The sequence below is a fragment of the Rossellomorea vietnamensis genome (genome assembly GCF_001305855.1).
Taxonomy (GTDB): Bacteria; Bacillota; Bacilli; order Bacillales; family Bacillaceae_B; genus Rossellomorea; species Rossellomorea vietnamensis_A.
Genome location: NZ_LIXZ01000001.1, coordinates 86,140 through 109,639, shown reverse-complemented (window position 1 = coordinate 109,639; position 23,500 = coordinate 86,140). Strand labels below are relative to the sequence as shown.

At 42.7% G+C, this 23,500-nt stretch carries 25 protein-coding genes; all 25 read left to right on the top strand.

Features of this window, described 5'->3' with window-relative positions:
* Positions 1-2: 2 nt before the first annotated feature.
* The 25 genes from ffh to fliF all read left to right on the top strand — a co-directional run bounded on the left by ffh (position 3) and on the right by fliF (position 23,494).
* Positions 3-1,346, top strand: coding sequence for a signal recognition particle protein (gene ffh / locus AM506_RS00540; protein ID WP_060669781.1), 1,344 nt, complete (start codon positions 3-5; stop codon positions 1,344-1,346).
* 118 nt (positions 1,347-1,464) lie between these two features.
* The gene (rpsP, locus tag AM506_RS00535; RefSeq protein ID WP_060669779.1) at positions 1,465-1,737 is read left to right on the top strand and encodes a 30S ribosomal protein S16; all 273 of its coding nucleotides are present in this window, start codon (positions 1,465-1,467) and stop codon (positions 1,735-1,737) included.
* A gap of 12 nt (positions 1,738-1,749) precedes the next feature.
* Entirely contained in the window at positions 1,750-1,983 is a 234-nt protein-coding gene (locus tag AM506_RS00530) for a KH domain-containing protein (protein ID WP_034755686.1), read from the top strand.
* 229 nt (positions 1,984-2,212) lie between these two features.
* Positions 2,213-2,599, top strand: coding sequence for a YlqD family protein (locus AM506_RS00525; RefSeq protein WP_060669777.1), 387 nt, complete (start codon positions 2,213-2,215; stop codon positions 2,597-2,599).
* Between the two features lie 17 nt (positions 2,600-2,616).
* Positions 2,617-3,132, top strand: a complete 516-nt coding sequence (gene rimM, locus AM506_RS00520) for a ribosome maturation factor RimM (RefSeq protein WP_060670663.1) — start codon at positions 2,617-2,619, stop codon at positions 3,130-3,132.
* Positions 3,132-3,866 (top strand): tRNA (guanosine(37)-N1)-methyltransferase TrmD, encoded by a 735-nt coding sequence (gene trmD, locus AM506_RS00515; protein ID WP_200908402.1) that lies wholly within the window; start codon positions 3,132-3,134, stop codon positions 3,864-3,866. Before rimM ends, trmD begins: the two co-directional genes overlap by 1 nt.
* A gap of 137 nt (positions 3,867-4,003) precedes the next feature.
* Positions 4,004-4,348 carry a 50S ribosomal protein L19 gene (gene rplS, locus AM506_RS00510; protein WP_032088854.1) on the top strand — a complete coding sequence of 115 codons (345 nt, stop codon included), beginning with the start codon at positions 4,004-4,006 and terminating at the stop codon, positions 4,346-4,348.
* Positions 4,349-4,522: 174 nt separating this feature from the next.
* Positions 4,523-5,062 (top strand): signal peptidase I, encoded by a 540-nt coding sequence (lepB, locus tag AM506_RS00505; RefSeq protein ID WP_060669774.1) that lies wholly within the window; start codon positions 4,523-4,525, stop codon positions 5,060-5,062.
* A gap of 27 nt (positions 5,063-5,089) precedes the next feature.
* Positions 5,090-5,956 carry a ribosome biogenesis GTPase YlqF gene (gene ylqF / locus AM506_RS00500; RefSeq protein ID WP_060669772.1) on the top strand — a complete coding sequence of 289 codons (867 nt, stop codon included), beginning with the start codon at positions 5,090-5,092 and terminating at the stop codon, positions 5,954-5,956.
* Positions 5,957-6,046: 90 nt separating this feature from the next.
* A complete protein-coding gene (locus AM506_RS00495; protein WP_060669770.1) occupies positions 6,047-6,829 on the top strand; it encodes a ribonuclease HII in 783 nt (260 codons plus the stop codon).
* Positions 6,830-6,878: 49 nt separating this feature from the next.
* Positions 6,879-8,639 (top strand): hypothetical protein, encoded by a 1,761-nt coding sequence (locus AM506_RS00490; RefSeq protein WP_060669768.1) that lies wholly within the window; start codon positions 6,879-6,881, stop codon positions 8,637-8,639.
* Positions 8,636-8,917, top strand: a complete 282-nt coding sequence (locus AM506_RS00485) for an EscU/YscU/HrcU family type III secretion system export apparatus switch protein (protein WP_060669766.1) — start codon at positions 8,636-8,638, stop codon at positions 8,915-8,917. The genes AM506_RS00490 and AM506_RS00485 overlap by 4 nt, the downstream gene beginning before the upstream one ends.
* Before the next feature lie 246 nt (positions 8,918-9,163).
* Complete coding sequence (gene sucC / locus AM506_RS00480; RefSeq protein ID WP_060669764.1) at positions 9,164-10,324, top strand: ADP-forming succinate--CoA ligase subunit beta; 1,161 nt, start codon at positions 9,164-9,166, stop codon at positions 10,322-10,324.
* Between the two features lie 16 nt (positions 10,325-10,340).
* Positions 10,341-11,243 (top strand): succinate--CoA ligase subunit alpha, encoded by a 903-nt coding sequence (gene sucD, locus AM506_RS00475; RefSeq protein ID WP_060669762.1) that lies wholly within the window; start codon positions 10,341-10,343, stop codon positions 11,241-11,243.
* A 75-nt stretch (positions 11,244-11,318) separates the two neighbouring features.
* Complete coding sequence (gene dprA / locus AM506_RS00470) at positions 11,319-12,194, top strand: DNA-processing protein DprA (RefSeq protein ID WP_060669760.1); 876 nt, start codon at positions 11,319-11,321, stop codon at positions 12,192-12,194.
* A gap of 301 nt (positions 12,195-12,495) precedes the next feature.
* Positions 12,496-14,571, top strand: coding sequence for a type I DNA topoisomerase (gene topA / locus AM506_RS00465; protein ID WP_060669757.1), 2,076 nt, complete (start codon positions 12,496-12,498; stop codon positions 14,569-14,571).
* Between the two features lie 327 nt (positions 14,572-14,898).
* The gene (trmFO, locus tag AM506_RS00460; RefSeq protein WP_060669755.1) at positions 14,899-16,197 is read left to right on the top strand and encodes an FADH(2)-oxidizing methylenetetrahydrofolate--tRNA-(uracil(54)-C(5))-methyltransferase TrmFO; all 1,299 of its coding nucleotides are present in this window, start codon (positions 14,899-14,901) and stop codon (positions 16,195-16,197) included.
* Between the two features lie 61 nt (positions 16,198-16,258).
* Positions 16,259-17,158: a tyrosine recombinase XerC gene (gene xerC, locus AM506_RS00455; protein ID WP_060669753.1), complete on the top strand. Its 900-nt coding sequence runs from the start codon at positions 16,259-16,261 to the stop codon at positions 17,156-17,158.
* 20 nt (positions 17,159-17,178) lie between these two features.
* Positions 17,179-17,721: an ATP-dependent protease subunit HslV gene (gene hslV, locus AM506_RS00450; RefSeq protein ID WP_060669750.1), complete on the top strand. Its 543-nt coding sequence runs from the start codon at positions 17,179-17,181 to the stop codon at positions 17,719-17,721.
* A gap of 66 nt (positions 17,722-17,787) precedes the next feature.
* Positions 17,788-19,200, top strand: coding sequence for an HslU--HslV peptidase ATPase subunit (hslU, locus tag AM506_RS00445; RefSeq protein ID WP_060669749.1), 1,413 nt, complete (start codon positions 17,788-17,790; stop codon positions 19,198-19,200).
* A 96-nt stretch (positions 19,201-19,296) separates the two neighbouring features.
* Positions 19,297-20,076, top strand: a complete 780-nt coding sequence (gene codY / locus AM506_RS00440) for a GTP-sensing pleiotropic transcriptional regulator CodY (protein WP_060669747.1) — start codon at positions 19,297-19,299, stop codon at positions 20,074-20,076.
* Positions 20,077-20,685: 609 nt separating this feature from the next.
* Positions 20,686-21,075: a flagellar basal body rod protein FlgB gene (gene flgB, locus AM506_RS00435; RefSeq protein ID WP_060669745.1), complete on the top strand. Its 390-nt coding sequence runs from the start codon at positions 20,686-20,688 to the stop codon at positions 21,073-21,075.
* Positions 21,076-21,077: 2 nt separating this feature from the next.
* Positions 21,078-21,539, top strand: coding sequence for a flagellar basal body rod protein FlgC (gene flgC / locus AM506_RS00430; protein ID WP_060669743.1), 462 nt, complete (start codon positions 21,078-21,080; stop codon positions 21,537-21,539).
* A gap of 17 nt (positions 21,540-21,556) precedes the next feature.
* The gene (gene fliE / locus AM506_RS00425; RefSeq protein ID WP_060669741.1) at positions 21,557-21,862 is read left to right on the top strand and encodes a flagellar hook-basal body complex protein FliE; all 306 of its coding nucleotides are present in this window, start codon (positions 21,557-21,559) and stop codon (positions 21,860-21,862) included.
* A gap of 33 nt (positions 21,863-21,895) precedes the next feature.
* The gene (fliF, locus tag AM506_RS00420) at positions 21,896-23,494 is read left to right on the top strand and encodes a flagellar basal-body MS-ring/collar protein FliF (protein ID WP_060669739.1); all 1,599 of its coding nucleotides are present in this window, start codon (positions 21,896-21,898) and stop codon (positions 23,492-23,494) included.
* The last annotated feature ends 6 nt before the right edge of the window (positions 23,495-23,500 follow it).

Genomic DNA, 23,500 nt, shown 5'->3' with positions numbered 1-23,500 from the left:
GAATGGCATTTGAAGGATTAGCCGACCGACTGCAAGGTACAATACAAAAAATCCGCGGAAAAGGAAAGATCTCAGAAGCGGATGTTAAAGAAATGATGCGTGAAGTTCGTCTTGCTCTTTTAGAAGCAGACGTTAATTTTAAAGTGGTGAAGCAATTCGTCAAGAAAGTAAGTGAGCGGGCTGTCGGACAAGAAGTCATGAAGAGCCTTACACCGGGTCAACAGGTCATTAAAGTTGTTCAGGAAGAGCTTACAAACTTGATGGGTGGCGAACAAAGTCAGATTGCCGTCGCTAAACGTCCACCGACTGTCATTATGATGGTTGGTTTACAAGGTGCAGGTAAAACGACGACCACTGGTAAGCTTGCGAACCTGCTTCGAAAGAAACATAACCGCAAACCGCTGTTGGTGGCTGCTGATATTTACCGTCCCGCTGCCATCAAACAATTGGAAACCATCGGGAAGCAATTAAGCCTTCCTGTGTTTTCACTCGGGGATCAGGTAAGCCCGGTTGAGATTGCGAAAAATGCCATAGAAAAGGCTAAAGAAGAACATCACGATTATGTTCTGATTGATACGGCAGGTCGACTTCACATTGATGAAAACCTGATGGGAGAGCTGAAAGAAATCAAAGAACTCTCCAATCCGGACGAGATTTTCCTCGTGGTGGATGCCATGACTGGTCAAGATGCAGTAAATGTCGCTCAAAGCTTCAATGATGCTCTTGGCATATCGGGTGTCGTCCTGACAAAACTCGATGGTGATACCCGGGGTGGTGCAGCGTTATCCATCCGTTCCGTCACTGAAAAGCCTATTAAATTTGTCGGTATGGGTGAGAAGATGGATGCCTTGGAAGCCTTCCATCCTGAGCGTATGGCATCACGGATTCTCGGTATGGGAGATGTTTTATCCCTCATTGAAAAGGCTCAGGCGGGCGTTGATGAAGAGAAGGCCAAAGAACTGGAACAAAAAATGCGCACAATGTCTTTCACATTTGATGATTTCCTTGATCAACTAGGTCAAGTGAGGCAGATGGGGCCACTGGACGAACTTCTTAAAATGATGCCTGGAGCAAACAAGATGAAGGGTCTGGATAAGATTCAAGTCGATGACAAACAGATCAGTCATGTTGAGGCTATCATCCAATCCATGACCGGTGATGAAAAAACCCATCCTGAAACAATCAATGCTTCCCGTCGAAAACGGATTGCAAAAGGGAGCGGGACATCCATTCAAGAGGTGAACCGTCTACTGAAACAATTCGAGGACATGAAGAAAATGATGAAACAGATGAGCGGGATGCAAGGAAAAGGTAAGAAAAAAGGGATGAAATTCCCATTTATGTAAGCAATTCGTTCGATTTTTTACAAGAAAAATTGAACTGTTAAGAAAAAACACTTTACAAACAAAATACACATTTGATATTATACTAACTTGTGTGAAACTATTCGGAGGTGCTTTAATTATGGCAGTAAAAATCAGATTAAAACGTATGGGAGCAAAAAAATCTCCTTTCTATCGTATCGTAGTTGCAGATTCTCGTTCACCACGTGATGGACGTCAAATCGAAACAGTTGGAACTTACAACCCGGTTGCTAAACCAGCTGAAGTGAAAATCGATGAAGAGTTAGCTCTTAAATGGTTATCAAATGGTGCTAAGCCATCTGACACAGTTCGTAACCTATTCTCAAACCAAGGCATTATGGAAAAATTCCACAATGCTAAAAACGGCAAGTAATCGATTAGATCGATGAAAGATCTTATTCTAACGATTGTGAAACCCCTGGTTGACCATCCGGACTCTGTCCGCGTCGACTTGGATGAAGGAACGAACGGTTTAACCTATAAGTTATCCGTTCATCCCGAGGATATGGGTAAGGTCATTGGGAAACAGGGGCGAGTAGCTAAATCGATTCGAACTGTGGTATACGCTGCAGCAGGATCTTCACAACAGAAGAAAATCTTTTTAGAGATAGTGGAGTAAGAAAGCTTACTTAAGCTCATTACAACAAGCTCTAAGAATCAGGGGACTGACCCACAAAGGTTACTACTTAGCCTTAAGACGTCAGTCCCCTTTTTCATAGGGTTGATGGACATACAATGGTATACTAGCGTCAGATGGGTTCTAAGCCCGCATAATAGCCGTTTCTCCCCTAAGAACACCCTATGGTCATGACTTCAGTGAGGGGTGAATAGAAGGAGGAGGAAAGCCGTTGAACGTGATACATACGATAACAATCAAGCAAGTCCTCACAGAAAAGAGTAAAGCCCAGTTAATGAAACGCTATGAAAATCAAACGTTTCAATTGAAAAAAGAAAGTGATCAGCTTCAGTTCGAAATGAAAAAAATCGAACGTGGCAAGAAATATCCGACTCATAAATTAAATCAGCATTTTGAAAGAGAATTGAATGAAAGGGCAGAAAAAATCAAGCTGTTGGAATTTCAAATGGAACAGCTCAATATCCTCCCGATTGGCAGTGAGCTGAAGGAAAAGGAAGTCCAGGGTATGATGGACATTCAAGTTGGTGACAATTGGGAGGAAGAAACCCTTTCAAAGACGATTGTAATAGAAGACGGTATAGTGAAAGAAATACGTTAATGCAAGAGGTGAATGCGATGGAAAAGTGGTTTAATGTAGGAAAGATTGTCAACACTCATGGAGTTAAGGGGGAAGTGAAGGTCGTATCGACGACAGATTTCCCCGAAGAACGTTATCAGAAAGGGAACACTCTCTATTTGTTCCGGAATGGCCAAGAACCCCTCGGTCTCGTGATCACATCTCACAGAAATCATAAAAATTTTGATTTGCTTACGTTTGAAGGATATGGAAATATCAATGAGGTGGAGAAGTTTAAAGAAGGTATCCTGAAGGTCCAGGAAGACCAGCTGCAGGAACTGGACGAAGGGGAATACTATCTTCATGAAATCGTCGGCTGCAAGGTAGTGACGACCGCAGGGGAAGAGCTGGGAGCCGTCAAAGAGATTTTAAGCCCGGGGGCGAACGATGTATGGGTAGTGAAGGGTGAGCGTGGGAAAGAGTACCTCATCCCATACATAGAGGATATCGTGAAAACTGTCGATATTGAAGGGCAGCTTATTACCATCGAGCCGATGGAAGGGCTCTTATCATGATGAGAATTGATGTCCTTTCTTTATTCCCTGGTATGTTCGAAGGGATCTTCGGTGATTCCATCTTGAAAAAGGCCAATGAGAAAAGGGCCGTTGCGTATAATGTGATTAACTTTCGTGAGTACGCCGATAACAAACATAATCAGGTAGATGATTACCCTTACGGCGGGGGGGCCGGAATGGTTTTGAAGCCTCAGCCTATATTTGATGCAGTCGATGCCTTGAGAAAAGAGGAAGAATCTACGCCGCGGGTCATCCTTATGTGCCCACAGGGAGAACGATATACTCAGAAAAAGGCTGAAGAGCTTTCGAAAGAAGATCACCTCGTGTTTATTTGCGGTCATTATGAAGGCTATGATGAACGAATCAGAGAGCACGTGGTAACCGACGAAATCTCCATTGGTGACTATGTGTTGACCGGTGGTGAACTCGGGGCGATGGTGGTCATCGATAGTGTTGTCCGCCTGCTTCCCGGGGTGCTGGGGAATGAGGATTCCCCCATACTTGATTCGTTCTCTTCAGGTCTCTTAGAACATCCGCATTACACCCGTCCTGCGGATTTCAGAGGGATGAAGGTGCCCGGAGAGTTGATTTCAGGAAATCATCGTCTGATTGATGAATGGAGAGAGAAAGAGAGTCTGAGAAGGACCTATGAGAGAAGACCGGATCTATTAGAGAGTTATCCACTCACAGATCGACAAAAAGCGTGGATAGAAGAATGGAGAAACTCTAAATAGGCTATTGCATCCTGCATGCCTGTATGATATTATATTCTTTGTGGTTTCAAGGAGTTAGCTCCTGAAGTCATGGATCCCGATGTTCCGCTGCAATCAATCGCTTTTGTAAGAGCATCTGTTGGAAGGAGTTGAAAAAGATGCACAAATTAATCGAAGATATTACGAAAGAACAGCTTCGCTCTGATCTACCATCTTTCCGTCCTGGTGATACAGTACGTGTACACGTTAACATCGTTGAGGGTACTCGTGAACGTATTCAGGTTTACGAAGGAGTAGTAATCAAACGCCGCGGTGGCGGTATCAGCGAAACATTTACTGTTCGTAAAATTTCTTACGGTGTAGGTGTTGAGCGTACTTTCCCAGTACACACACCTAAAATCGCTAAATTAGAAGTTATTCGTCGCGGTAAAGTCCGTCGTGCGAAACTTTATTACCTGCGTAATCTACGTGGTAAAGCGGCTCGTATTAAAGAAATTCGATAAGAACGTAAGAAAAGGAGCTTGGAGACAAGCTCCTTTTCCTTTTTCTAAAACCTTTCGTTTAAGGGAGTAGAAGCGGGTATCGACTATTTTCGGGAAACCACCAATTTTTAATGAGAATTAGAAGAATTTCTAGTAGAATAGATAAAGATAGAAAAAGTCATGGGTGGTGGAGATGTGGTTAAAGAAAAAAACGAGTGGTGGGAATGGATGAAGGCCCTGTTAATTGCAGTCGGGTTAGCAGCTATTATCAGATTCTTTTTATTTGCCCCCATCGTAGTTGACGGATTATCAATGATGCCTACTTTACATAATGGTGACCGAATGATTGTAAGTAAACTGGGAGAGCCTGAGCGGTTCGATATCGTCGTTTTCCATGCTCCCGAGCAAAAGGATTATATCAAACGGGTCATCGGCCTGCCGGGGGATAAGGTAGAGTATAAAAATGATACATTATATATAAATGGAAAAGCCTATACTGAACCATATCTCATGGAATACAAAGATCAATTGAACGGCGGTGTCTTGACCGAAGATTTTTCATTAAAGGATATAACCGGTGAAGAAACAGTACCGGATGGAGAGATTTTCGTTATGGGGGATAACCGTCGATTCAGTAAAGACAGCCGTCATATCGGGACGGTCTCGACCGATGAAGTAATCGGGGACACGAAAGTGATCTATTGGCCTGTTAAAGATTTCGGTTTAGTGAAATAATAGAAAAAAGTGTTTGGAGGTGGTCATATGACGATACAATGGTTTCCGGGGCATATGGCTAAAGCTCGTAGACAAGTTACTGAGAAATTAAAACTTGTAGACATAGTGATTGAATTAGTAGATGCAAGAATCCCGTTATCATCCAGAAATCCGATGATTGAGGAGATCATCGGTCAAAAGCCACGGCTCGTTTTATTAAATAAAGCAGACATGGCAGACACAAACAGAACCAATCAGTGGATCGCCTACTTCAAAGAGCAGGGAATTACGGCCCTTGCGGTAAATGCACAGGCCGGCAAAGGTCTTCAAGTCATCGTGCAGGCCGCTAAGGAAATCCTGAAAGATAAATTCGACCGGATGAAGTCGAGGGGAATGAGACCCCGGGCCATCAGGGCGATGATTGTAGGGATTCCAAACGTAGGTAAATCCACCCTGATCAACAGGCTGGCGAAGAAGAATATCGCCAAAACAGGAAATACACCTGGTGTGACGAAGGCCCAGCAATGGATCAAAGTCGGAAAAGAGCTTGAGTTACTCGATACCCCCGGCATTTTATGGCCGAAGTTCGAAGATCCCAAGGTAGGTTATAAACTGGCATTAACGGGAGCAATCAAGGATACCATCCTGAATTTGCAGGATATTGCCGTTTATGGTCTGCGTTTTCTTGCAGAGCATTATCCAGAGCGATTAGAAGAGCGTTACGGCCTCGAAGGGATATCCGAAGAGGTAGTGGATAGCTTTGATGTAATCGGGGCTAGAAGAGGCTGTCTGATGGCGGGTGGAGAGGTCAATTATGATAAGACATCTGAAATTATCGTGAGGGATATACGGAACGTTCAGTTAGGACCTATGACATTTGATTTTATTGGTGAAGCTGAAAAAGATAGCGAATAACGGCAGAGGCTGTATTAAGGGAATGAATCTCTTTGACACAGCCTCTTTATTTTTGTGCGGGATATCCGATATATACGAGGAGGAACTGACGTGACGAAAGTACATAGAACGATCAGTGAGATTAAACAATTGATCGGGACACTGACAGAGTCTGATCCGATTTTGGAAGAATTGAAACAGGATGAGAGAAAAGGCGTTCAGAAACTTCTGCTTCAGCTTGAAAGGGACCGAAAGAAGCAGGCTGAGGAGAAAAAGGAGTTTCAAAACCTCACCAGATATGAGCAGGAGCTGCGTCTTCAAGGATTTACCCGTATTGCCGGGATAGACGAGGTGGGAAGAGGGCCACTTGCCGGACCGGTCGTAACGGCAGCCGTCATCCTTCCCCATGACTTCTATTTAGCAGGATTGAATGACAGCAAGAAACTTTCAGAAGGAAAAAGAGAAGAATATTATGAATATATCCAAAATCATGCGATTTCAATTGGAATTGGAATGGTCCACGCGGAAGAGATCGATTCCATCAATATTTATCAAGCGACGAAAAAAGCGATGAATGACGCAATTATCCATCTGCCTGTGCAGCCGGATTACTTATTGATCGATGCAATGAAACTTCAATCCCCATATCCGAGTCAGTCAATCATCAAAGGAGATTCGAAAAGCATATCCATTGCTGCAGCTTCTATTATCGCAAAGGTTACAAGAGACAGGATGATGAAGGAATACGCTGAAAAATATCCCGGCTATGCTTTCGAGAAAAATGCAGGATATGGAACAAAAGACCACTTAAATGGACTTGAGCAATTAGGAGTAACCCCTCTTCACCGGAAAAGCTTCGCACCGGTAAAAGAGCTTCTGCATACAAATGGATAAGCATTTTCAGCATAAATTGTAGGATGAATAACATAGGAGGGGGAGAGAGATGACCCACATTCACGGTACTGCAAGGAATCAGGCACTGTCCACTCAGGGCGGACAACCATTTTCGGTCCAGGGTGGAAAGGTTATCTATATAAAGGTACATAAGTTGTTGGGTGATGATCTGGCAGAAGTATCTGCAAACGGTCAACGGTTCTTGGCAAAGCTCGAAACTCCTTTGAATGCAGGAGAGCGTCAATGGGTGGAAGTGAAGCAGACAAAGACAGGATTGAGCCTCCGGTTGATCCCGTCTCTCCAAGAAGATGGTGAGAGTATGGCTTCTAAGCTCTTACATCATCTCTCCATTTCGACCGATGATAAAGAAATGACTAATTTGGTTACGGACCTTGTGAAGAATAAGGTACCCATTCATAAAGACATGCTGGAGTTTGCAGGGAAGCATGTTACAGGGAAAGATGCAGCTGTTAAATTAAAGATCATCATGGAAATGGCCAGAAGGAACATGCCATTTACAGACAGGATATTCCTTTCGATGAAAGCCGGAGAAAAAGGTGATTTCATTTCCATGCTGGATACTCTTTCTTTGAAGTTAAATGAAATGGGAGAAGTAAGCACGCTCCAATTGATCCGAAAACTGCAGGAACCCTTAAGGAGGAATATATCTGAAAATCTTGTCATCAAAGCCTTGACGGGTTTAGCGGATTCTTCCCAAACCTATGCAAACCGTTTGGGGCATTTTGATGTATTAAAGTCCCTTGGATTCATTTCGAACGAGACGGTAATGCATCAATGGAAGGAAGGATTAGCGGGTATGATCCTGGAAAGGGTGACTTCAGATCGGGAGGGGAAGGTTCTAACTATGGCAGCGACTGAAGGGATTAGAAGCGGTCAGAACCCGGTTTCAAGTGCGAATGAATCCGGTCAAGAATCGACTAAGTCAACTTTCTCCCTTATCAATAAATGGATGGACACCCTATCCGGCACAGGGACCCACCTGCAGGGAAGGGAAGAAGAAACACCAGAAGCAGCGGCAAAACAGCTGGTCGGATTAGCGGGGAAGGAAAAGCTTGTGGAAATGAACTTTACCAGGCTTGAACAGATGTGGGGGAAAGGTGTTCCTGCATCGAATCAGGAGAAAATCTTTCAAATGCTTCACCACCAAACGGTATTGGACCTGACGGAACAACTCAAGGGAGATGAATTGGCCAAAGTATTAAAAAGGGTGATCGGTGACTTTGGAATCACCTATGAAGCTCACCTCCACAAAGGATATGAGACCCAAGGCCAGACATTGAAGGAGCATCTTATCGGATTAAGCCAGCATCACCCGGCATCCGATATTCGCCAATTAGCCGATGACATTGTTCTGAAAATGAACCATCAAGTTCTTCACTCTCAGGATCCATCCCCTCTCCTTACAATCGTTCAACAGTTTCCAATGTATCTGTTTGGACGAAATACGGATATCACCATACAATGGACAGGAAAAGAGAAAGAAAAGGGAGTTATAGATGGTGACTATTGCCGAGTATTATTTTATTTGAACATGAAGGAATTGGATGAGACGTTGATCGATATGCAGGTTCAACACCGTGTCATTTCCCTGACCATTTGGAATGACCATCCGGCAGTAGAAGCTTTGTCCCAACCGCTTATTCCTGATCTGAAAAAAGGACTCGAGAACTTGGACTATCAGTTATCCGCCGTAAAGGTGAAGAAACCCGATAAACACGAAAACCTTTCAGAAAAGTTCTTAGGGGACGTGTCCAATCGAACATTTTCCGGAGTTGATGTAAAAATATGAAAAGCCGGTACGAGAGGAAAGAAGCGATTGCTCTAGGTTATAATCAGCAAGAAGCATCAGCGCCAAAAGTGGTGGCAAAAGGAAAAGGGATGATCGCTGAAAACATCCTGTCAAAAGCGATGGAGCATGGAGTGCCTGTTCAAGAGGATAAGAGCCTGTTATCCCTGCTCGGCAACCTGGATATCGGTGAATCCATCCCGGAGGAATTATACGGGGCCGTAGCAGAAGTATTTGCTTTTATCTACCGTTTGGACAAGGACATATCCAGGAAAGAATAAACAAATGGAACTCACGCTGAAGATGAAGAAAGCTAGATTGGTTAGGTAAAATATATTTTTTGAGTATAATAATTTACATGCGTTTCTCCCAGTTAAATTGGCGTGATATGTATAAATTCTATCTAAATATGTTCAGAATTTTTAAATTAATATAATATTTTTAGCATAATGGTAGACATATATACTGTCATTTTATACAATGAAAGCGCAGTCTATTTTTTGAAGAGTTTGATAGGAGGATGGAAAATGAATATCCATGAATATCAAGGTAAAGAAATCCTCAGAAATTACGGGGTATCCGTACCAAATGGTAAAGTGGCTTTTACAGCTGAAGAGGCAGTAGAAGCGGCGAAGACGTTAGATTCTAGCGTATATGTTGTAAAGGCGCAAATCCACGCAGGTGGACGGGGCAAGGCAGGCGGAGTCAAAATTGCCAAGAGCCTTGACGAAGTGCGTACATATGCAGAGGAATTAATCGGAAAAACTTTAGTTACTCACCAAACGGGTCCTGAAGGTAAGGAAGTAAAGCGCTTACTTATCGAAGAAGGCTGTGATATCAAGAAAGAGTATTATGTAGGTCTTGTACTCGACCGTGCAACTTCCCAAGTTGTCCTGATGGCATCTGAAGAAGGCGGAACGGAAATCGAAGAAGTAGCAGAACAAACACCTGAAAAAATCTTTAAAGAGTATATCGATCCAGTTGTGGGATTAACAGGTTTCCAGGCGAGACGTATTGCATTCAATATCAATATCCCTCAAAAGCTTGTCGGGAAAGCAGCTAAGTTCATGATGGGTCTTTACAATGTGTACATCCAAAAGGATGCGTCAATTGTTGAAATCAACCCGTTAGTGGTGACTGGTGATGGGGACGTCATGGCACTTGATGCGAAGTTCAACTTCGATTCAAATGCATTATACCGTCAGAAGGATGTCATCGAATTACGCGATCTTGAAGAAGAGGATGCGAAAGAAATCGAAGCTTCAAAATATGACCTGAGCTATATTTCCCTTGATGGGAATATCGGCTGTATGGTAAATGGCGCTGGTCTTGCCATGGCCACGATGGATATCGTGAAGCATTACGGCGGAGATCCCGCTAACTTCCTTGATGTTGGGGGCGGTGCCACAGCTGAAAAGGTAACAGAAGCATTCAAAATCATCCTTTCTGATGAAAACGTCAAAGGTATTTTCGTGAATATCTTCGGTGGAATCATGAAATGTGATGTCATCGCAACGGGTGTTGTAGAAGCAGCTAAGCAAATCGGTCTTCAAGTACCTCTTGTCGTACGTCTTGAAGGTACGAATGTAGACTTAGGTAAAGAAATCCTGAATCAATCAGGCTTGAATATCATTGCAGCTGAATCCATGGCAGACGGCGCACAAAAAATCGTTGAGCAAGTAGGCTGAGAAAGGCGGGGGACTAATGAGCGTATTTATTAATAAAGATACCAAGGTTGTTGTACAAGGAATTACAGGATCAACAGCTCTTTTCCATACGAAGCAAATGCTTGAATACGGTACACAGATCGTGGCGGGTGTTACACCTGGAAAAGGCGGAACAGAGGTTGAAGGCGTACCAGTTTTCAATACTGTGGAAGAAGCAAAGAAAGCAACTGGCGTAAATGCATCAGTCATTTATGTTCCTGCTCCATTTGCAGCAGATGCAATCATGGAAGCGGTCGATGCCGAGCTTGATCTGGCCATTTGTATCACAGAGCATATCCCTGTATTGGATATGGTGAAGGTTAAGCGTTACATGGAAGGCAAGAAAACACGCCTTGTCGGACCGAACTGTCCTGGAGTCATCACTCCTGACGAATGTAAGATTGGGATCATGCCTGGTTACATCCATACAAAAGGTCATGTTGGGGTTGTTTCCCGTTCCGGTACATTGACGTATGAAGCCGTACATCAACTTTCACAAGCTGGAATCGGACAGTCGACGGCAGTCGGTATCGGAGGAGACCCTGTAAACGGTACAGATTTCATCGACGTACTGAAAGCATTCAACGAAGATGAAGATACGTATGCTGTGATCATGATCGGTGAAATCGGTGGTACTGCAGAAGAAGAGGCCGCTGAGTGGATCAAGGCAAATATGACGAAGCCTGTAGTGGGCTTCATCGGTGGACGTACAGCACCTCCAGGGAAACGTATGGGCCATGCCGGTGCGATTATTTCAGGTGGTAAAGGGACGGCAGATGAGAAAATCCGCGTTATGAACGAGTGTGGGATTCAAGTTGCGCCAACTCCTTCAGATATGGGTGAAACATTGATCAAGGTGCTTAAAGAAGAGGGACTCCTCGATAAATGTAAAACACATTAATCTTGTATTGAGACTGACGGCTTGGCTGTCAGTCTCAATTTTATCTATTTTAACTTGATCGTTAGGAGGCATTTAATGAAAGGAAATCGTAACCTTGTCTTTCACATTCATCACTGCCGGGGAATTGGTTTGAAAGGAATAAAACGATTGTTTGAAACGTATCGGGATCTTCACTCTGTCCTTGAACTTCCTATATCAAAGCTCCAACAGATAACCCGTTCCACTTCTACGAATATAGAAACCTTCTATAAAGACCTCCATTCCTTTTCTTCAAAACGCTATATGCAGCTCTATGCCGAGAACAACATAGAGTGGATCACCCTTTTTGATGATGATTATCCCCTCTTGTTGAAAAATGTATATGATCCCCCATTTCTCCTCTTTTTAAAAGGGGACAAAAAACTGCTCCAAGCCTCTCCAAAATTAGCTGTGATAGGTTCAAGAGATGCCACCTCATACACAGAGAAAGTTCTTCACACGATGATTCCAGAGCTGGTCAAACATGAAATCGTGATCGTAAGTGGACTCGCAAAAGGGGCAGATACGATCGCACATAAAGAAGCGATAAGATCTGGAGGCAAAACGATAGGTGTGCTGGGGGGAGGATTCCAGCATATTTATCCTAAACAAAATGTCGATTTGGCCAACCATATGATGGCTCACCATCTTCTCCTTTCGGAATATCCCCCTTATATCAAGCCGGAAAAATGGCATTTTCCATTTAGAAATCGAATCATCAGCGGTATCAGTGATGCGGTACTTGTCACCGAAGCCAGAAAAAAGAGCGGTACATTTATCACGGCTGATTATGCATTGAACGAAGGGAGAGAAGTCCTTTGCTTGCCAGGGTCCATACACGATCCGTTGGCAGAAGGAACAAACTCCCTTATACAAGAAGGAGCCAAAATGGTCCTGACAATAGAAGACATATTTTCAGAGCTCAAGGTATAAACTTCAAAAATATGATGTAAAATCTATTAATAAAGGGATTTTGTGAACATAAAACGGTGAATATCAAATGTATTTCATACAAAATGGTTGCATTTATGGTGAAACTGTTATACATTTTGCAACAGGTATCAAAAACTGTATATATGAGAAATAAATAGATAAGAGCAGTACTTCTCTACACTGAAAAGATTCTTACACCTATGTGAATGTAAGTGTAAACGTTTCCGTTTGTGCTTGTTAAAAAAACATTCCAAGGTGCTATAAAACAGTGATTATTTTCCTCTTTAAGGAGGCTTATTGGATGGCAGATTATTTAGTAATAGTGGAATCGCCGGCTAAGGCGAAAACGATTGAACGTTATTTAGGAAAAAAATATAAGGTCAGGGCATCGATGGGCCACGTCAGGGACTTGCCAAAAAGTCAGATGGGCGTGGATGTCGAGAATGAATTCGAACCAAAGTATATCACTATACGTGGCAAAGGCCCTGTATTAAAAGAATTAAAAACCGCTGCGAAAAAAGTGAAAAGAATCTTTCTTGCAGCCGACCCCGACAGAGAAGGGGAAGCGATCGCGTGGCACTTGGCACATAGCCTCGATATGGACACCACTTCGGAATGTCGGGTCGTATTCAACGAAATCACAAAGGATGCGATCAAAGAATCATTCAAACATCCCCGTGCAATCAATATGGACCTGGTTGATGCTCAGCAGGCACGAAGAATTTTAGACAGGTTAGTTGGATACAACATCAGCCCATTATTATGGAAAAAAGTGAAAAAGGGACTAAGTGCAGGACGGGTCCAATCCGTTGCAGTCCGGCTGATCATTGACAGGGAAAATGAAATCAAAGCCTTCACTCCTGAAGAGTATTGGTCCATTGAAGCAGAATTCACCAAAGGCAATGATACATTCCAGGCATCTTTTTATGGTATTGACGGTAAAAAGGTGGAATTGAAGACGGAAGAAGAAGTGAAAGAGGTTCTTGGTAAGGTAAAAGGGAAGTCTTTCGAAGTGAATAAAGTCACTAAGAAGGAAAGAAAGAGAAATCCCGCACCTCCGTTTACCACTTCATCCCTTCAACAGGAAGCAGCCCGTAAATTAAACTTCCGGGCAAAGAAGACGATGATGCTTGCACAGCAATTATACGAAGGAATCGAAATGGGAAAACAAGGAACCGTCGGATTTATCACATACATGAGAACGGACTCCACCCGGATTTCTGAAGTAGCTCAAAAAGAAGCCAATGAATACATCGTGAGTAAATATGGTCAGGATTTTATCAAGCAATCTGAGCGTAAAGAGAAAAAACAACAAAAAGCCCAGGATGCCCATGAAGCTGTTCGGCCGACCAGTACCTTAAGGGATCCGTCTTCGGTTAAACAGTTCCTTTCAAGAGACCAATATCGCCTTTATAAATTGATCTGGGAACGTTTCGTAGCAAGTGAGATGGCGCCTGCGATCATGGACACGATGAGCGTGGATCTTGTAAACGGCTCCGTCATGTTTAGAGCTTCTGGTTCAAAAGTTAAATTCCCCGGCTTCATGAAGGTATATGTTGAGGGGTTGGATGATCAGAAAGAAGAAAAAGACAATTTCCTTCCTGCATTGGAAGAAAAAGATAAAGTGAAAAGTGAAAACATTGACCCGAATCAGCATTTCACCCAGCCGCCGCCAAGATATACCGAGGCAAGACTCGTGAAAACACTGGAAGAACTCGGTATCGGGAGACCGTCCACCTATGCTCCGACCCTTGATACGATTCAAAGGAGAGGTTACGTTACTCTGGATAACAAGCGATTTATCCCGACGGAGCTTGGAGAAATCGTGTTAGAGTTAGTGAGAGAATTCTTCCCGGATATCATCGATGTCGAGTTCACAGCGAACATGGAGCGGAGCCTGGATGACATCGAGGATGGAAATGTGAAGTGGGAAAGAATCATTGACCGCTTTTATCAAGATTTTGAAAAACATCTCGAAAAAGCGGAAAATGAAATGGAGAAAATTGAAATCCGGGATGAACCTGCCGGTGAAGACTGTGAAGAATGCGGTCACGCAATGGTATTCAAGATGGGACGATACGGTAAGTTCATGGCCTGCAGCAACTTCCCGGATTGTCGTAATACCAAGCCGATCGTGAAAGAGATCGGTGTGAAATGCCCTAAATGTGAAAAAGGGAATATCATTGAGCGTAAAAGCAAGAAGAAGCGTATTTTCTACGGATGTGACCAGTACCCTGAGTGTGATTTCTTATCATGGGATAAACCGATTGAACGGAAATGTCCGAAATGTTCTGAGTTGCTCGTGGAGAAGAAGCTTAAAAAGGGTAATCAAATCCAATGTACGAACTGTGATTATAAAGAAGAACCTCAGAAATAGTAGGGGGATGAGAGTGCCGGTCCCCTGTTACCGCTATTATGATGTATTGTCTGGGACTACTCTTTAAAGCCCTTAACAACCGATCATTATGCATAATGGCAATAAAAAACGATTGATTGTTGAACAATGAACGAATACAATGGAACGAGGGACTGTCCCAACAGGTGATTTCTCTATTACCTAGTGGGTCAGCCCTTTTGTATTTTCTCATAATCTTTGTAACATACGATACATATTTTCAATATACAATTATCTTTCTTATCATTGTCCCTTGGTGTACAATGCAAATTGGATAAAGCGTTCGGAATGTAGGAGGTTTAAAGACAGATGTCAGTAAACGTTATTGGAGCAGGGCTAGCAGGAAGTGAAGCGGCTTGGCAGATTGCCAAAAGGGGAATAAAGGTAAACCTTTTTGAAATGAGACCCATCATTAAAACCCCTGCCCACCATACAGATAAATTTGCAGAGCTGGTGTGCAGTAATTCACTTAGAGCGAATACACTTACGAATGCAGTCGGAGTATTAAAAGAAGAAATGAGACGTTTGGATTCAGTCATCATGTCAGCGGCGGATGCCTGCTCTGTGCCTGCTGGAGGCGCTCTCGCAGTCGATCGCCACGAATTTGCAGCACTTGTCACAGATAAAGTGAAAAACCACCCGAATGTTACCGTCTTTAATGAAGAAGTAACGGATTTACCGGAGGGGATCACCATTGTTGCTACCGGGCCCCTGACGAGTGAAGGTCTTTCGAAGCAAATTAAACGGCTGACAGGGGAAGAGCACTTATACTTCTATGACGCGGCTGCCCCGATCATAGAAAAGGATTCCATCGATATGGACAAAGTATATTTAAAGTCCCGATATGACAAAGGGGAAGCGGCATACTTAAATTGCCCGATGACCGAGAGTGAGTTCAATCGATTCTATGAAGCCCTTATTTCCGCGGAGACGGTTCCGTTGAAAGAATTTGAGAAAGAAGTTTTCTTTGAAGGATGCATGCCAATTGAGGTGATGGCGTCACGAGGGAAGAAGACGATGTTATTCGGCCCCCTTAAGCCAGTCGGACTTGAAGACCCTAAAACAGGTAAACGTCCTTATGCCGTAGTCCAGTTAAGGCAGGATGATGCCGCGGGGACCCTTTATAATATTGTCGGATTCCAAACCCATTTAAAGTGGGGGCCGCAGAAAGAGGTTCTTCAATTGATCCCTGGACTCCAGAATGCCGATATTGTCCGGTACGGTGTCATGCACAGGAATACCTTCATCAACTCACCTAATGTCCTGAAAGATACGTATCAATTAAAGGATCATGAAAACCTGTTTTTTGCGGGTCAAATGACAGGTGTGGAAGGATATGTGGAATCTGCTGCAAGCGGATTGATTGCAGGAATCAATGCAGCCAGACTTGCAGTAGAAGAAGAGCCGGTTGTGTTTCCATATGAGACGGCCATGGGAAGTATGGCAAGATATATCACCACAGCGAATAAACATAACTTTCAGCCGATGAATGCCAATTTCGGTCTTTTCCCGGAATTACCCAAAAAGGTAAAAGGGAAGAAAGAACGCAATGAGGAACATGCAAGCCGGGCCTTGGAAACAATTCAGAACTTTGTGAAAAAAGTGTAAAATTCATTGCAAGGACCCCCCGGTTGTGTTACTATTTAGTAGCCCTTGTGAGGTGTTAAACATGAATAAGCAATTAGATGAACAATTACATTCCTTTACTGAATATTTACAAATAGAAAAACATTATTCTGTTCATACATTTGAACAATATCGTCATGATATTGAAGAGTTTTACGTATTTATGAAAGAACAAGGTTTACGTTCATTAAAAGATGTGGAGTATTCTGATGCAAGACTCTTTTTAACTAAGCTGCATGATCAAGGTTTAAAGAGGTCTTCCGTCTCAAGGAAGGTTTCGAGCATAAGAAGCTTTTACCGTTACTTAAATCGAGAAAAACAACTGCTCGATAACCCCTTTTCGTTTGTTAATCTTCCGAAAAAAGAACAGCGATTGCCTGCCTTTTTTTATGAGGAGGAAATACAGGCTCTGCTGGATGCTTGTGATGGGGACACCCCTTTGGAAATTCGTAACCTGGCCATATTCGAACTTCTATATGCGACGGGAATCCGTGTAAGTGAGTGTACGAATATCAAGTTGGGTGACGTGGACCTTGGGATGTCTACTCTACTGGTAAAAGGAAAAGGGAAAAAAGAGAGGTATGTCCCGTTTGGAAGCTTTGCACATGATGCCTTAGAACAATACATATTACATTCACGGCCGAAGCTTGCGAAGGATGCGTCCCATACTCAATTGCTGGTCAACCATCGTGGTGGAGCATTGACCCAAAGAGGCATTCGTCTCATTTTAAATAAAATTATCGAGAAAGCATCTTTGACTGGGAAGATACATCCCCATATGCTGCGTCACACGTTTGCAACTCATTTGTTGAATAATGGCGCCGATTTAAGGACGGTTCAGGAACTTCTTGGACACGCACAGCTTTCATCGACCCAGCTGTATACCCATGTATCCAAAGATCAGTTACGAAAAACGTATTTAGCACATCACCCACGTGCTTAGAAGAGTTGGAGGTTTAGGAAATGGAACAATTCCACGCAACCACTATATTTGCCGTACAGCATAATGGCAAGTGTGCGATGTCCGGTGACGGGCAGGTAACATTCGGTAATTCAGTAGTCATGAAGCATACGGCAAAAAAAGTACGAAAACTTTTTAATGGAAAAGTATTGGCCGGATTCGCGGGATCTGTTGCTGATGCGTTTACGTTGTCTGAAATGTTTGAAGGGAAGCTTCAGGAGTTTAACGGAAATCTTCCAAGAGCAGCAGTCGAGCTCGCGAAACAATGGAGGAGCGATAAAGTCCTTAGAAAGCTTGAAGCGATGTTGATTGTCATGGATGAAAGCCACCTTCTGTTAATTTCAGGTACAGGTGAAGTGATTGAACCGGATGATGGGATCCTGGCCATAGGTTCAGGTGGGAATTACGCGTTATCTGCCGGGAGGGCATTGAAGCAGTATGCCGGAGACCACTTGACTGCTAAGGAAATTGCTCGTTCTTCCCTTCAAATCGCTGCCGATATATGTGTATATACGAATAACCAAATTATCGTTGAAGAGCTTTAAACCAGGAAGTACAGATAAGAATTGATATTCTCTCACACTATAGGAAAGTAAGGAGTGTGCCATTTGATGAAGAGTACTGATCACTTAACCCCGAGGCAGATTGTTGAACGATTGGATCAATATATTGTAGGCCAGAAGGATGCCAAGAGAGCGGTTGCCGTAGCGCTGAGAAATCGTTATAGACGTAGCCTTCTGTCCGATGTATTGAAAGATGAAGTGATTCCAAAGAATATCCTGATGATGGGTCCCACCGGTGTCGGTAAAACGGAAATAGCCAGAAGGATCGCAAAATTGGTCCGTGCTCCTTTTGTGAAAGTGGAGGCTACCAAGTTTACGGAAGTGGGTTACGTTGGACGTGATGTTGAATCGATGGTCAGAGATCTGGTTGAGACATCCGTACGCCTGGTGAAAGAGGAGAAAATGGTCGGCGTCCGGGAAAGAGCAGCTGAAAATGCAAGTCGCCGCCTGGTAGAGCTTGTGGTGCCGTCCAAAAAGAAATCCTCTTCTTATAAAAACCCATTTGAAATGATCTTCGGTGGCAACGGGGCACAAGGTACATCTGAAGAAGAGGAAGAAAAGCAGGAAGAGATTTCACTCCAGGAGCAAAGAAGAAGAGTGGAAAAAAGACTTGAAAATGGTGAATTGGAAGAGGAATTCATCACGATTGAAGTCGAGGAGCAGCAAGCATCCATGTTTGATATGCTTCAAGGTTCAGGAATGGAACAAATGGGGATGAATATGCAGGATGCCCTAAGTAATTTCATGCCGAAGAAAAAGAAAAAGCGTAAATTGAAGGTGAAGGAAGCAAGAGTGGTGCTGACCAATGAGGAAGCTCAAAAGCTGATTGACATGGATGAAGTAACCCAGGAGGCAATCATCCGTGCAGAGCAATCCGGGATCATCTTCATTGATGAAATCGATAAAATTGCAAGCAAAAGTTCAGGCCAGTCTTCTGCTGATGTATCCAGGGAAGGCGTTCAACGGGACATCCTTCCTGTGGTAGAAGGATCGACCATTGTTACGAAATATGGTTCAGTGAAGACGGATCATGTCCTATTCATAGCAGCGGGTGCCTTCCACATGAGTAAACCTTCGGATCTTATCCCTGAATTGCAGGGCCGTTTCCCAATCAGGGTAGAACTTCAGAAGTTGTCTACAGACGACTTCGTGCGGATCCTGGTTGAACCGGATAATGCCATCATTAAACAATATATCGCTTTAATGGAAACAGAAGGTATACAAATTGAATTTTCTGACGATGCTATTCGTAGACTCGCTGAAATCGCTTATGATGTAAATCAAAACACCGATAATATCGGGGCCAGAAGACTTCATACGATCATGGAAAAACTACTTGAAGACCTATCCTTTGAAGCGCCAGATATCACCCTGGATACGGTAAAGATCACACCGCAATATGTGGACGATAAACTTGGCGCCATTTCAAAAGATAAAGATCTGAGTCAGTTCATCCTTTAAGTTTTCGCTTATCCTTTATAGGGTATAGGTAGATGGATTAAGGATCATATAAAATTAAATAATAGATACACTTTAGTTGTAGTAGGAGGAAACGTAATGAATTTATTAGGTAAAACAAGAACAATCAATGCCATGCTGCAAAAAGCAGCTGGGAAACCGGTGAACTTCAAAGAAATGTCAGAAACGTTAAGTCAGGTGATTGAGGCGAATGTGTTTGTGGTCAGCCGTCGTGGGAAACTTCTTGGCTATGCCATCAATCAACAAATCGAAAATGAGCGGATGAAGCAAATGCTTGCTGACCGTCAATTCCCTGAGGAATATACTCAAAATTTATTCAATGTACAAGAAACGTCTCCCAACCTTGATGTGAATAGCGAATATACCGCTTTCCCTGTTGAAAATAGAGAGTTCTTCAAAAATGGTTTAACGACCATCGTCCCTATCATCGGTGGAGGGGAAAGATTAGGAACATTGATCCTTGCAAGACTTGAAGCAAGCTTTGAAGATGATGATCTGATTCTTGCTGAATATGGTGCAACGGTAGTAGGGATGGAGATCCTTCGTGAAAAAGCAGAAGAAATCGAAGTCGAAGCGAGAAGCAAGGCTGTCGTACAGATGGCAATCAGCTCCCTTTCATACAGTGAGTTAGAAGCCATTGAACACATCTTTGAAGAGCTAAATGGAAATGAAGGACTTCTGGTTGCTTCTAAGATTGCCGATAGAGTCGGCATTACGCGTTCAGTTATCGTCAACGCCCTTCGTAAACTTGAAAGTGCAGGCGTGATTGAATCCCGTTCTCTAGGAATGAAAGGTACTTATATCAAAGTATTAAACAATAAATTCTTGGTTGAATTAGATAAACTGCGCTCAAACTAATATAAGAAAAGCTGTTTCCCCAAGTGGGAAACAGCTTTTTTTGTTTTATATTGAAATCAATAAGCGTAAAATGCGATAGCTTCCTCAACTTATATGAGTTGATTGTAGTGAAATGTCAGACTGTTTAGGGAAAATAAGTCGAATGGACTATCGGCAATTGTTCTTTTCGTATTGTCATCTAGTATGTTGATAGTACAATAAAGTTACAACAATGTTACGACCAAATTCGACATCCTTCCGAGTGGAGTGATAAATATAGTGGTAAAAGGATTCACCTGATCTTAGGTGAAGTTTTCTTATGTATATCTCGCAATTGAAAGGTCAATTGCGGATATGTATGGTACCCTGCTTCTTACTGTTCCATCTCCTTGTAATATTGATGTAACAAAACGAGAAAAAAACCACTTTTATTTGTAAAAATATCCATGGAAATATAAGGTTTAAAAGTGGATTAAAAGTCACGAATTCGATGAATATCGCCATCTTTCTTTAAAATTTACGGAATATTCATAGACACTATTCACGCTAAACATTACAATAAATACTGTTGTATGATAAATATGTCAAAAATAGTTGAAACATGTCAAAAAACGGATAGAGGTGCCTGAAGTGAAACTTTTTTCCAATACCTTCTCAACACTTGAAAACGGGCTGAACTATGCCTCGTTAAATCAGAAAGTCATTTCTCAAAATATTGCGAATGTCGATACACCGAATTATAAAGCGAAAAAAGTAGAGTTTAAGTCGATATTAGATCAGTCCACTCAACAACTGGAAGCGAAAAGAACGAATCAACGTCATTTTACCTTTCAATCAGACAGTCAACACCCTGCTGTAAAGACGAAAACCTCTTTTCAGTACAATCATAATGGAAATGGTGTGGATCTGGATCAGGAAATGTCGGAGATGGCAACCAATCAAATTTATTTTAATGCCCTGTCAGACCGTATCAATGGAAAGTTTAACAGTCTGCAATCTGTTATAAGGGGTGGCAAGTAAGTATGGGATTATTTACAGGTATGAATACAACGGCTTCTGCATTAACGGCCCAGCGATTGAGGATGGACGTCATTTCGTCCAATATGGCCAATGTGGATACAACGAGAGGCAAAGTGGTGAATGGTGAGTGGCAGCCCTATCAGCGCAAGTCCGTCGTGATGGCTCCAAAGGAAGATCAGTTTTCTTCTTTTTTAAATCAGGCGATGAACACAAGAGACAACCACTCAATTGGCACTGGAGTGAAAGTTTCACGGATTGAAGAAGACGATGAAACACCATTTAAAATGGTTTATGACCCTGAGCATCCCGATGCAAATGAAGATGGGTATGTACGCCTGCCGAATGTCGATCCCCTGAGGGAAATGGTTGACCTCATTTCAGCTACACGGTCTTATGAAGCAAATGTGACAGTATTTAATGCAAATAAAGCAATGTTAATGAAGTCATTAGAAATTGGTAAATAAAGAAAGGTTGTAGTTCTATGGCCATACACAATATTAGTTCGGTAAGTCCGTCTGTTATAAGTCCGTCATTTATAAAAAAAAATAGTTCTCCTTCAGAAGCAACGGAAAACTTCAGTCAATTACTTAAAAATTCCATCGATGAAGTCAATAAGATGCAAGTTCAGTCCGATCAATTAACGGAAAAACTTGTGCGTGGTGAGAACGTTGATCTCCATCAAGTGATGATCGCTTCACAAAAGGCGAGCATTACCCTGCAAACGACAATGGAAGTCCGTAACAAAGTAGTGGAAGCTTATCAAGAGATAATGAGAATGCCAATGTAGTAGGCTCATGCAGTCGAGTACCGGAGGATTGTAATGAATGAATCGTTTAAGAAATATACAGAACAAATAAAGTCTTATTGGACAAGTAGAACAAAAAAACAAAAAATAAGTATGGGAATCATCTTTCTGATTGCCGTCATCCTGATCAGTGCAGTAAGTTATTTTTCTACGCGAACGACTCTCGAACCCTTATATAGTAATTTGTCACCTTCTGAAACGGGTACCATCAAAGAAAATCTGGATGGCAGAGGAATCCCTTCAGAAATTACCGATAGTGGATCTACAATCATGGTCCCTAAAGAACAGGTGGATACACTGAAAGTTGAACTTGCTGCAGAGGGGATTCCTAACTCTGGGAGTATCGACTATTCTTTCTTCAGTCAAAATGCGGGATTCGGTATGACCGATAATGAGTTCAATGTCATGAAACTGGACGCCATGCAAACGGAATTAGCCAATTTGATGAAAGGAATAGACGGCATCCAGGATGCAAAGGTCATGATCAACCTTCCTGAGAAGCAGATTTTCATAAAAGATGATGTGCAGAATGCATCCGCTTCCATAGTCTTGGATACGAAGCCGGGTTTCACTTTTGATCAAAAGCAAATCAAATCCCTTTATCATCTTGTTTCGAAGAGCGTTCCAGATCTTCCTACTGAGAATATCGCCATTATGAATCAATATTTTGAGTATTTTGATTTAGAATCTCAAAATAATTCCATGGGAAGCGGAAATTTTGCCCAGCAAATGAATGTAAAGAAAGAAGTCGAGCGTGATATTCAGCGTCAGGTTCAAAACATGCTCGGTACACTGATCGGCTTTAACAAGGTAGTGGTTTCCGTGACAACTGATATTGACTTTACCCAGGAAAACCGTGAAGAAACCCTTGTGACCCCTGTCGATGAAGAAAATATGGAAGGGATCGCAGTCAGTGCTCAGCGGATTACCGAAACGTTCTCGGGTGAAGGTGCTGCTCCAGGGGGGACTCCAGGGGCCGGGGATGCCAACGAGCCGACAAACAGTGGTGCTACATACGGCTCAAGTTCAGAATCGAATGGTGATTATGAACGCATGGAAGAAACAATCAATAATGAAGTCAATCGAATCAAAAAAGAGATTGTAGAAAGTCCATACAAGATTAGAGACCTGGGGATACAGGTCATGGTGGAACCGCCTGATCCGAAAAAGGAAACGTCATTACCACAGGACAGGGTCGATGATATACGTCAAGTATTATCCACGATCGTACGGACGTCCATTGATAAAGGAGCGAACCCTGAACTCACAGATGACGCGATTGCAGAAAAGGTCGTCGTCTCGGTACAGCCATTCAATGGGAAAGTGGACGTTCCATCTGAAGAGAAGCCAGCTCTGCCTTGGTGGACATATGTTGTGGGAGGCATACTCCTTGTAGTGATTCTTCTTTTAGTATTTTTCTTATTACGTTCAAGAAAGAAAGAATCGATTGAAGAAATGGAATATGAAGAAACAAGAGAACAGGTCCAGATCCCGGATATTGAACCTAAAGAAGAGACAGAAGGTTCGATTCGCCGCAAGCAGCTGGAAAAAATGGCTAAAGAAAAACCGGAAGAATTTGCGAAATTGTTACGCACCTGGTTAGCAGAGGATTAGGAGGAA

What these genes read in the sequence shown, in the direction of transcription:
- ffh (WP_060669781.1), top strand. Translation starts at nt 3, where the DNA reads ATGGCATTTGAAGGATTAGCCGACCGACTGCAAGGTACAATACAAAAA.
- rpsP (WP_060669779.1), top strand. Translation starts at nt 1,465, where the DNA reads ATGGCAGTAAAAATCAGATTAAAACGTATGGGAGCAAAAAAATCTCCT.
- AM506_RS00530 (WP_034755686.1), top strand. Translation starts at nt 1,750, where the DNA reads ATGAAAGATCTTATTCTAACGATTGTGAAACCCCTGGTTGACCATCCG.
- rimM (WP_060670663.1), top strand. Translation starts at nt 2,617, where the DNA reads ATGGAAAAGTGGTTTAATGTAGGAAAGATTGTCAACACTCATGGAGTT.
- trmD (WP_200908402.1), top strand. Translation starts at nt 3,132, where the DNA reads ATGAGAATTGATGTCCTTTCTTTATTCCCTGGTATGTTCGAAGGGATC.
- rplS (WP_032088854.1), top strand. Translation starts at nt 4,004, where the DNA reads ATGCACAAATTAATCGAAGATATTACGAAAGAACAGCTTCGCTCTGAT.
- ylqF (WP_060669772.1), top strand. Translation starts at nt 5,090, where the DNA reads ATGACGATACAATGGTTTCCGGGGCATATGGCTAAAGCTCGTAGACAA.
- AM506_RS00490 (WP_060669768.1), top strand. Translation starts at nt 6,879, where the DNA reads ATGACCCACATTCACGGTACTGCAAGGAATCAGGCACTGTCCACTCAG.
- AM506_RS00485 (WP_060669766.1), top strand. Translation starts at nt 8,636, where the DNA reads ATGAAAAGCCGGTACGAGAGGAAAGAAGCGATTGCTCTAGGTTATAAT.
- sucC (WP_060669764.1), top strand. Translation starts at nt 9,164, where the DNA reads ATGAATATCCATGAATATCAAGGTAAAGAAATCCTCAGAAATTACGGG.
- sucD (WP_060669762.1), top strand. Translation starts at nt 10,341, where the DNA reads ATGAGCGTATTTATTAATAAAGATACCAAGGTTGTTGTACAAGGAATT.
- dprA (WP_060669760.1), top strand. Translation starts at nt 11,319, where the DNA reads ATGAAAGGAAATCGTAACCTTGTCTTTCACATTCATCACTGCCGGGGA.
- topA (WP_060669757.1), top strand. Translation starts at nt 12,496, where the DNA reads ATGGCAGATTATTTAGTAATAGTGGAATCGCCGGCTAAGGCGAAAACG.
- trmFO (WP_060669755.1), top strand. Translation starts at nt 14,899, where the DNA reads ATGTCAGTAAACGTTATTGGAGCAGGGCTAGCAGGAAGTGAAGCGGCT.
- xerC (WP_060669753.1), top strand. Translation starts at nt 16,259, where the DNA reads ATGAATAAGCAATTAGATGAACAATTACATTCCTTTACTGAATATTTA.
- hslV (WP_060669750.1), top strand. Translation starts at nt 17,179, where the DNA reads ATGGAACAATTCCACGCAACCACTATATTTGCCGTACAGCATAATGGC.
- hslU (WP_060669749.1), top strand. Translation starts at nt 17,788, where the DNA reads ATGAAGAGTACTGATCACTTAACCCCGAGGCAGATTGTTGAACGATTG.
- codY (WP_060669747.1), top strand. Translation starts at nt 19,297, where the DNA reads ATGAATTTATTAGGTAAAACAAGAACAATCAATGCCATGCTGCAAAAA.
- flgC (WP_060669743.1), top strand. Translation starts at nt 21,078, where the DNA reads ATGGGATTATTTACAGGTATGAATACAACGGCTTCTGCATTAACGGCC.
- fliE (WP_060669741.1), top strand. Translation starts at nt 21,557, where the DNA reads ATGGCCATACACAATATTAGTTCGGTAAGTCCGTCTGTTATAAGTCCG.
- fliF (WP_060669739.1), top strand. Translation starts at nt 21,896, where the DNA reads ATGAATGAATCGTTTAAGAAATATACAGAACAAATAAAGTCTTATTGG.